General features: G+C 45.0%; 9 protein-coding genes. 1 reads left to right on the top strand and 8 read right to left on the bottom strand.

Going from position 1 to position 8,788, the window contains the following annotated elements; all coding sequences use genetic code 11:
* Positions 1-102 precede the first annotated feature (102 nt).
* The 4 genes from IQ260_RS22790 to IQ260_RS22775 all read right to left on the bottom strand — a co-directional run bounded on the left by IQ260_RS22790 (position 103) and on the right by IQ260_RS22775 (position 2,028).
* Positions 103-594 carry a Uma2 family endonuclease gene (locus IQ260_RS22790; RefSeq protein ID WP_193995384.1) on the bottom strand — a complete coding sequence of 164 codons (492 nt, stop codon included), beginning with the start codon at positions 592-594 and terminating at the stop codon, positions 103-105.
* Between the two features lie 120 nt (positions 595-714).
* Positions 715-960: a hypothetical protein gene (locus IQ260_RS22785; RefSeq protein ID WP_193995383.1), complete on the bottom strand. Its 246-nt coding sequence runs from the start codon at positions 958-960 to the stop codon at positions 715-717.
* A gap of 343 nt (positions 961-1,303) precedes the next feature.
* Positions 1,304-1,747 (bottom strand): PIN domain-containing protein, encoded by a 444-nt coding sequence (locus IQ260_RS22780; RefSeq protein WP_193995382.1) that lies wholly within the window; start codon positions 1,745-1,747, stop codon positions 1,304-1,306.
* A complete protein-coding gene (locus tag IQ260_RS22775) occupies positions 1,741-2,028 on the bottom strand; it encodes a hypothetical protein (RefSeq protein ID WP_193995381.1) in 288 nt (95 codons plus the stop codon). Before IQ260_RS22775 ends, IQ260_RS22780 begins: the two co-directional genes overlap by 7 nt.
* A 115-nt stretch (positions 2,029-2,143) precedes the next feature.
* Between IQ260_RS22775 and IQ260_RS22770 the strand changes: the two genes are divergently transcribed.
* Positions 2,144-2,410 carry a Uma2 family endonuclease gene (locus IQ260_RS22770; protein WP_193995380.1) on the top strand — a complete coding sequence of 89 codons (267 nt, stop codon included), beginning with the start codon at positions 2,144-2,146 and terminating at the stop codon, positions 2,408-2,410.
* A 75-nt stretch (positions 2,411-2,485) separates the two neighbouring features.
* Here IQ260_RS22770 and IQ260_RS31750 read toward each other — a convergent pair whose 3' ends face one another.
* The 4 genes from IQ260_RS31750 to IQ260_RS22750 all read right to left on the bottom strand — a co-directional run.
* Positions 2,486-6,550: a CHAT domain-containing protein gene (locus IQ260_RS31750; RefSeq protein ID WP_193995379.1), complete on the bottom strand. Its 4,065-nt coding sequence runs from the start codon at positions 6,548-6,550 to the stop codon at positions 2,486-2,488.
* Positions 6,551-6,701: 151 nt separating this feature from the next.
* Positions 6,702-7,418 (bottom strand): Uma2 family endonuclease, encoded by a 717-nt coding sequence (locus IQ260_RS22760; protein ID WP_193995378.1) that lies wholly within the window; start codon positions 7,416-7,418, stop codon positions 6,702-6,704.
* Between the two features lie 73 nt (positions 7,419-7,491).
* Positions 7,492-8,100: a hypothetical protein gene (locus IQ260_RS22755; RefSeq protein WP_193995377.1), complete on the bottom strand. Its 609-nt coding sequence runs from the start codon at positions 8,098-8,100 to the stop codon at positions 7,492-7,494.
* 194 nt (positions 8,101-8,294) lie between these two features.
* Positions 8,295-8,788 (bottom strand): LysE family translocator (locus tag IQ260_RS22750; protein WP_193995376.1); only part of this gene is annotated, 494 nt, incomplete at its 5' end.

The raw sequence follows: 8,788 nt of genomic DNA, 5'->3' as shown, positions 1-8,788 counted from the left end.
ATTTGAGCCGTGAAATGGATGGGCTAGACATGTCTAGATGCACCTAGATTGCTAGAGGGCATCGTCATCCTAAGACTGATGCTTCAATCCCTGCATCAATTATTAAGATATGTATGCGTTCGCCCTGCCTAGTGATACACCATTTTCAATATATTCCTGCATCTTTGATTGCAGCCCCGTCAAGGTGTCGCTGACTGACCGTAGCTCAATCACAAAATCAGGACAAATGGGGGCAAAGGATGCCTTTTCTTGCTCTGTTAAGGCATTCCAGCGGTCGGATTGAATCCAGGCAGCGTCTGGTGAGCGGGTTGCTCCATTGGGTAGGGTAAACCCACTACTGGAGTCGAAACCAAGGCCGGTGCCGTCTTGTTCGGTCCAGACCCAGAGATAGGCTGCCAGGTTAAAGTTACGATTTCCTGTGTCTGAAAATGCGGGTGGCATAATCACAACGTCCCCAGTGGCTGTCCGTTCTATGCGCAGATCTCGATTGGCCTGGCAAAATGCGTAAAACTCATCGTGGGTCATGGGGGCAACCGCAGGCAATGAGACCGTTAAGGGAGATGATTCAGTTTGGATGAGTAGGGTGGTTGTCATCGCTGTGTTTCCCCGTGCGCGTTCTAAGATTCTAGCTTTCTTAGCGACTGGGGTGGGGGTTGAGTGCTATTGCTAGCGGATAGCCCACCCCAGAATCCTTCATGGGTTAGAAGGGTTAGCTCAATTTACGCGTACCCGTCGCGTCAAGATCGCCATGACTTCATTAGCGCGCCCGGTAGGCAATGGACGGCTCCAGTCGTTGGGCTCGGCGTAGTTGAGCTTGTGGAGCTGTTTGATCGTGTTTTGGACGGCGTCTAAGGTGCCCAAAAGAGTATGGTTGACGATTTCATACTCGTACTCAGGGAGAGAGTCGTTGGCAGGAGGACGATTGGACGCGTCTGCGCCCTGGGTGTTGTCTTGAAACATGGTTTTGGCCTTTTTTTGTAGTGGATAGTTCCCCCTCGAGCGCGGCTGCGGACAGCAACGCTGAGGGGGATTAGGACCAAAACTCAAGCCTTAGCTATCCCGCAAGAGTTACAAACTGGAAGAGCTAAGGTACATTTGACATTAGCCTTCAAGCTGCCGTTTCAGCTTGTGAGGTTAGCTATCGGTAGGTGGTGAGACACCTGCCGATAGCGCTAAGGGATTGAGTTCTGTAGGTCTTGTGGACCTGTTATTGACATTAGAGCACTTGATCTAGATGCGTCAAGATACAAATTGTGAAATTTAGCGTGGCTGGGTAGCCCACAATTTTAGCAGAAACGTTTATCTACGTTACAGATAGAACTCTTATAATATTCGCTACGTCATCGCCCAGACGAACAAAATCCTTTGGATTAGCTGTCAACAAAATATCAGCATTTACTTTCAGTGCAGCCTGGCCAATGAGAGCATCATAGATTCCACCCCCTGTTATTTTTAAGCTGACTAAACGCTTGATTACTTGAGCGTAATCATTAACGTCTAGAAAAACCTTATGGATATCATTCAAGTTTGCTAGCAAAGCTTCTACTTCGTAGGGCTGTAGTTTGGGCTGACGTGGTAACCGAGTGAGAACCGAATACAATTCAGCCAGAGTATGGGTTGAAATATATCCAGTAAATTCGTTGGTCAATGCCTTTTTTAACCAAGGGAAGCAAACATCATACAATTGATGCTCTTCCAGCAATGCTGCAACTAATGTTGAGGTATCAAATAATACTTTCTTTACCATTGAATGAAGTTGTCTATGCGGTCCTCTCTTGCTTGAAAAATCAATGCATTGTAATCAGTAAATGATTGTTTGTTTGCTTTGACAACCCAGATACCTTCACGATTTATAAGGTTAGGCATACTGGTGTCAGAACTAGCAGAATCGAAAGGCTTTAATTCAACCCTATTGGAATCACTGGTTGTTGGGTTTAGTAAGCTGTTGATTGTCGTTAAAATCTGACGTAAAGCATCCTCTGGCAGCAGATCCAGGCGTTGAATAATTTGTTCGACCAGTGGACTCATGGTAACGCTCCAAATTGCATCATTCACCAACAATGATAGCTTGCCCAAAGTCTAGGGTTCCGTCTACACGATATGAATTGAACTAACACAACGCCGCCTGACGATTTGGTTGGATATGCCGCCCCCTGATTTGGTTGTGGAAGTTGTCAGTCCGGGTAAGGTGAATCGAGCGCGCGACTATGAAGAGAAACACTGTCAGTATGAAGCCCGAGAAATACCCGAATATTGGCTGCTAGATCCAGATCAAGCGACGGTTACTGTATTGGCTCTAAATGGTGATACGTACGATGAGGCCGTGTTTGCAGGCAACGACAAAATTGTCTCTTTTATGTTTTCAGAATTTTCCCTGACTGCTGAGCAAGTCTTGAATCCGATAGAGTAGTGAGCTATTGAAGTTGATTTGAGATCGCTACTTGAACGCCTTAAACAGAAAACCCTAGGCAGAGATAGCGGATATTTAGAGCCCATTACCGATAAGAATAAAGGGTGCCCAATAATAGGGATGATTAAGGCTACCAGCGGGAGTAGTTTCTTCACCTGTTTGGGAACTGACAATGGCAATACCCGTGCTACGAGCATCGCCTACTAGAGATAGATCATTTGAAATTAGTGCTTGCTGGGCAAGCTGTAGGGCCTTGGCTTTAGTATGACCATTACGTAAGGCCGTGTAAAAAGCGTTCATAAGCGCTTGAGTACCACCATCGCTGACTTGCCAGAGCGATGCAATGGATGCTGCTGCCCCTGCTTCTTGCATTAGATAGCCAAAGCCCAAAATTTCTTCGCCATTGCCGAGTTCAGATCCACCAAGTCCTGTTTCACATGCGCTCAGCACGAATAAATCTACATTGTTTAATAATCCTTTCCACTGATTTTGGATGTGGTCTAGTGTCACATGACTGCCATCTCCTAGAAGGATGAAAGAATCTTTCGATGAGCCGGGAAGGAATGTAGCATGGGTGGCTAAGTGAATAATATTTTTGTTATACATTTCCGTTTCAACAGCGCCGAGATGAAATGTTTCGTTGGCAAGCTGGGTGGTATTGGGAAACAAGCTGGTGATATCTTCTACTTCCTTACCTGCAAACGGTAAACCGTTGAATGAAAAGGTGCGATCGCTAATCGTTACTTCTTCAGATCCCTCACTAAAAACAGCCGTAAGAACACTGGGATCTGTTCGTTGAGGTTGTATGTTTAGGTCGTCCAAGCTCACAGCGGTAATGTGGTTAATCTGAAATTGCTCAGCCAGCCATTGATTGCCATCATGGAGTGCGGCTAAGGGAATATAGCGTAAAGCTCCGTCAGGAGCATAAATCAGGGTTTCGGCTCCGAGGGCTTCTAGATCGTTCGCCATTGGAGCAATCAGCCAATTATAAAGCTTTTGTGCAATGGCTTTAGGATCGCTATATGGATTATCAAGAGCTTCGCGGAATTCGATGATGGCTGCATTCAGTTCATCACGATCGACAGATACCGAATATCGAGCCGGTTCGCTAAAGGGGGTGACCAAAATTAGCTCTAGCCGATTTTTCAGAATTAAGGGATAAATCAGGACTGTATTTTGACCAATAGACTCTAAGTTGTTTTGTAAATTGGTAAATTTGTCTAATTGAGTCAATACGTCTTGCTCTGAGGCAGCTTCACTTAGCTGGCTGACTAAATCTTGAATGTCTGAGCTGGCAATAAAGTCTTCGAAATCTTGAATGATTTTTTTTTGTTCATCAATAAGTTCAGAACGATAGTCTCTGAGCGATGCTCGGTCTGTTGGTGACAGCTCAGTAAAGTTAACTGAGTTAAGGGCCAGCAGACTTTGGCCAACGGCAACTGCTCGGTTGTCGATTTTTTGTTCTATGGTGGCTAAGTCAATGCCAGCTTGGGTCTGAGTATTGCCGCGAACATTTCCCAGGTAATCATCGAGTTCTTGTACTTTAAGCAAGTCCAGCACCTGCTGAGCTTCTAGAACACGGTTTTGCTGGAGTAAAAGGTCAGCCAAATGGCGATATAGCTCTGAGGGCTGGAGCAGTTCACGATTTTGCCGACGTCCGAGAGGCAGTGCTTTAAGGTCTTTTCGTAACGATTCGGATAGGTTGACATACTGTTTGTAAAAAATGACGGCTAGTTCTGGTTTGTCTTGTTGTTCGAATAAAAAGCCGATGTTGGCCAGCATGGTCGCTTGCTGTCTAGGATTTTTAGCATCTTGATAAATAGTGAGAGCCTGTAAAAAAGCGGCTAATGAGGCTTTGTACTGCTTGGTTTCAAAATAAATCCATCCCAAGGCATCGTTTAAAGCTGCAGCTTCTCTGGTGGCTCCTATGGTTTGATATCCTGTCACGGCTTGGGCAAGAAAAGTACTGGCGCTGTCAGGATTTCTTTTTGTCAAATAAATATATGATAGCTGCCGCTGGATGTGGGCTGTTTCCTCAATGCTACTCAGATCCCCGATTGAAGACTGCTCCCGCAAACGTAATGCTTCTTCAAAGTCATCAATAGCGCTTTCTTGTTGACCAATTTGCAACTTTTGGTAGCCTGTTGACAGCAACTGAGCTGAACGAACTATTGTAGGATCGTTGCTTTCCTGACTATGCCTCAAATAAGCTGCTGATATCTTGCTAAAAAATTGATTACCTTCAATGTATGGGGGGTGAAGAAGAGACAAATATTCCTGAGAATTATAAAAATATCCAAGCTCTGTTGCTAACCAAGCTCTGTGATGAAAAATTATCGCTTGGTCAATATCCTCAAAGATATTAAGATACCCATACCCGATCAAAGCGAGAAGCCTAGATGCGTTGTACCAATCGTCTATTTCGAGGTGGGTATTAAGTGCTCTTTTAAAGTAGGATAGGGCGTTATCATAATCACCTGAGTTGGCATAAATGGCAGCAGTCCGCTCGTAGTCGAAGGCAGGAGCATCGTGAACGGTAAGTCTATCGGTATCTTTTAGGTAAAAATATATTTCATTTGCCAATGAGATGAGACGTATTTGCTCCCTATGATTCTCAATCATAAAGCTGTAGCCTGATCCATTTGCGAAAATTATGGTGCTAGGAGGGAAAAGGTTGCAGCTTTCGCCAAAGCAAGAATGGAAATATCGGTTGGTTTCTGCATTTGTTGTTTCCAAATTACTCGGAGAGGATTCCTGAAATATGAAATTTTGAACAGAGTTTCTTACTCCCTGTGGATCATTTATTTCCTGTGCAACTCTAATGGATTGAAGAGAGTAAGATCTAGCAATTTCTGGTTGATTAAGCCGCTGGCGATAAAGCCACGCCAATCGACCAAGAGCAGATTGCTCACCCCAGAGATCGCCAATTTCTCTGTAAATCTCTAAAGCTTGTTCAGCATATTCAGCTGCTTTCTCATACTCTTCAAAATAGTACTCATACCCATATACAATTTTGTGGAGCAGAGTCTCTGCCGCCTCTTTATAGCGATTATTTCTTTGATGCTCAATCAGTTCATCCTTAGCAGCTATAAAGTCTGGATGAGTCTCTTCTGTTAGCTCCCCTGATTGAATTAATACTCTCAAGCGCTCAATTTGATTTTCAGTTTGAGGATCGCTCCTCGGGTTTGTTGTATCAATTTCAAGAGATAGATCAAGCGCCTGCTGAAAGAAATCTTTAGCTGTATCCAGGTCATTTAAAGCATTCAAATAAAAAATGCCGATCTGGTAAGCAGTTCCCGCTCCCACTATTCTGTCTTCGGCTATTTTAGAGGCTTCAAATGCTTCCTTAAGAAACGCTAAATATAAATCGTCCTGCTCAAGATCTTTATAGGTCCATGCAATTAATCCTGCTATTTGGGCAACACTTGCATAATCAGAAAGATTCCGAAAATGAGCCAGGCGTTTATTCAGAAGCTTTAGTTTTGGATTTAGACCAATCGCAAAATCTTGAATATTGGTATCTACCTGATTAACTTTTTCAGATAGCTCATGCCTTTCGTAAATTTCTCGCGCTTGCTTAAAGTGATGTAGTGATCTTAGCGAGAAAAACTCTTCAGCATAGGCTTTCCCTGAAACCTGATGCACCTCAACCTGCTCTATGTCCTTTCCAAAAGCACCATAAATGATGACTGCTGTTTCTAATAGCTGCAGTGACAACAACCGCAGTTTTGCCGACGGTTCCTCATCCACTAACACCCGTTCTCGCGATTGAGCCAACAAAGCCGCCAAGGACTCAGCTTTATTGGGACTAATACTTTGTTCATACTGAGTCAGCTGCTTCTGAATTTCTTGCAAATATGCCTGGGGAGCCCCCTCTATCTGAGGCAGATACACATCTAACAAATCTGCTAATTCTTGCACCCAAAAGGTGGCTAACTCCTCTTCTAATGCTTCCAAGGTATCTGGAGTCGTCTGCTCATCAGTAGCCTGTACTATGGATAGATGATGTGCAGGGAATACGACAGCGCCTACCGGTCCGAGCGTCATTAACAATGCCAGACTTACTGCACACCGACGAAACGAAACCATAGATTTACCCTGCAGTATTACGATCATGAAAGCACGTATGGTGCATTTCACTTAGGCATAGCCATACCTAAGGATCACGCAGCATCCCACGCAGCTACCGTTCGTTATATCGCTGAACAGCACTAGCTTATACAAATTTATTGCAGGCACAGATTTTCTTACATGACTGCTAATTTGATCAGCTAAATCAAGGTATATGTGGCTACAGAGACTCCGGATTGATTCCCAGCTCCCGCAATTTTTCCTCTAATGCCTGAATCCGCTGCTGATCTGTCTGCCTGAGTTCCCGCTCGGCTGTTAACTGCTGCTGATCTGCCTGCCTGAGTTTCCGCTCGGCCTCTAGCAGTTCTCCCAACTCAACATAGGTCAAGAACTGTTCCCCATCAGGTCGATAAATTTCTAACGTTTCTTCTGTTAGCTCAAACCGAATACCCAAGATTGGACTCACCCAACCCCGCATTTCACTGACTAAATGTAAGGCTTTCGCGGAACGTTCAAATCCGGTCAGTTCATTATCATCAGGGTCGTAAATGTAATATTCCTCGACACCATACTTCTGATAAAAATTTAGCTTCCGCAGCATTTCCCCTGGCCGATTCCCTGGCGACAAAATCTCAAACACCACCTGGGGCGCAATGTCATCCTCTAACCACTGACGATAAGACCCTCGATCACCTTTCGGACGACCCAACACCACCATCACATCCGGAGCCTGCCGTCGTTTGGGTTCACCTTCTACTGGATACCACAGCAAATCCCCAGCAATAAATACGTTGGCATCATTCGCAAACAGCCGCTCCAGATTTTCCTTGATTACTACAATCCAACGAAACTGCTTGGTATTGTCGGCCATGGGTTGCCCATCGCTATCAGGATACTGCTCGGGAATGTGGCTATCGGAGATTACCTGCTGAACCATTAGATTAGCCTTAAGAAATCAGTGCCTGGTTTAATACTATCTTCTGTAACGGAAAGCCTGAGCGTAGAGTAAGTTATGAAACTGCCAGACTTGCTGTAGCTTGCTCAAAAATAGAGTTAGTAACACCGAGCAAAACTGGTAAATCGCTAACCGTATAGCTGGTTTGCTCTTTGAGCAAGGTATTATCCATAAACTGAGCAAACTCCCAGAGTTTGCCGTCTGTCACAATTCCATAGACAGGAATTTTTTCACTATTAATGTGGGCAGCCGCAATGAGTTCTGCTAAGCATTGCCCCCAGCCCTGTTCAAAGTCATTTTTCTTCGCTTCGACGACGATAATAATAGGGACTTCCAGCATCGTTTTACCCAGAGCTGAACGCTTGGAGATCAAATAGTCGGGAGTGCCGTTGAGTTTGTTATCGTAAGCAATTGCTTTTTGTACCCAAAGAGACGTCTGCTGGTGATAGTGTTTATAAACTTCTCGCAGGACTGGAAAAATAACAGTTTCGCATCTGGCAGCTTCTGATGCAAAGACGTCGATATTTTCTTGGTTAAATTTAAGCTCCTCTAAAAAAACTTGCGAGGGATTGTAATTAGCCGGTTGAATAAAGTTCGCTTCTTTGTACTTGGTCTGGTACTCAGTTTGTACCTGGGCAATACTTTTATAATCACTAAACGCCATAGCTACGGGAAGAAAAACGAATATCAAATTCTTCTGTCAGCTGCATTAGGAGTTTCTTTAGTCACAGAAACTCCCCGTTCAAATTGGTCAGCCATCGTCTGAGTGAACGGATAACGCTGTTGTCATCTTCAGTTGTATCCAGATGAGGCTATCATAGCGTTTTCTTATAGATTGCCCGGCTGCTACCCCAAGCCTCATCTCTGCCAGCTCAGCGCAACGATGCCAAACGCGGTAATCAAAGCGCCAAAAATACGATTTACCCACACTAGCCGCTTAGGCGTTAACCAATGGCGTAGCCGCGATACCCCACTACTTAGTAGTAACCACCACAGCGCTGAGCCCAAAAATACACCACCCACCATCACCACGGCCTGACCGTAACCCAGCCCGGTTGGCGCAAAGCCTGCAAACAGAAACACAAAGGAAAAAATCGTTGCCGGATTGGTTAAAGTAAGCCCCAATGTGGAAAGATACGCTCCGGCCAAACCGGTCTTGCCGATCTCAGCGGGTTTATCGGCAGGCTTACTCAAAAGTGTAGTGATGCCTAAATAACAGAGAAATAGGCCGCCGATGATGCTCAGCCAGCGAGCTTGGTCGGTTAAGAAATTAGAGACAAAGGCCAGACCAAAGGCTGCGATCGCACCATAGCCCCCATCCGCCGTTGCGGCCCCCAGGCCCGACAGTAACC

It is taken from the genome of Leptolyngbya cf. ectocarpi LEGE 11479, from assembly GCF_015207065.1.
GTDB lineage: Bacteria > Cyanobacteriota > Cyanobacteriia > Phormidesmidales > Phormidesmidaceae > Leptothoe > Leptothoe ectocarpi.
Note: the sequence above shows the minus strand (reverse complement) of the source record. Positions and strands in the feature narration are given on the sequence as shown.

Excerpts from the sequence above, each read along its gene's own strand:
- IQ260_RS22790 (WP_193995384.1), bottom strand. The coding sequence starts at position 594 with ATGACAACCACCCTACTCATCCAAACTGAATCATCTCCCTTAACGGTC.
- IQ260_RS22785 (WP_193995383.1), bottom strand. The coding sequence starts at position 960 with ATGTTTCAAGACAACACCCAGGGCGCAGACGCGTCCAATCGTCCTCCT.
- IQ260_RS22780 (WP_193995382.1), bottom strand. The coding sequence starts at position 1,747 with ATGGTAAAGAAAGTATTATTTGATACCTCAACATTAGTTGCAGCATTG.
- IQ260_RS22775 (WP_193995381.1), bottom strand. The coding sequence starts at position 2,028 with ATGAGTCCACTGGTCGAACAAATTATTCAACGCCTGGATCTGCTGCCA.
- IQ260_RS22770 (WP_193995380.1), top strand. The coding sequence starts at position 2,144 with ATGCCGCCCCCTGATTTGGTTGTGGAAGTTGTCAGTCCGGGTAAGGTG.
- IQ260_RS22760 (WP_193995378.1), bottom strand. The coding sequence starts at position 7,418 with ATGGTTCAGCAGGTAATCTCCGATAGCCACATTCCCGAGCAGTATCCT.
- IQ260_RS22755 (WP_193995377.1), bottom strand. The coding sequence starts at position 8,100 with ATGGCGTTTAGTGATTATAAAAGTATTGCCCAGGTACAAACTGAGTAC.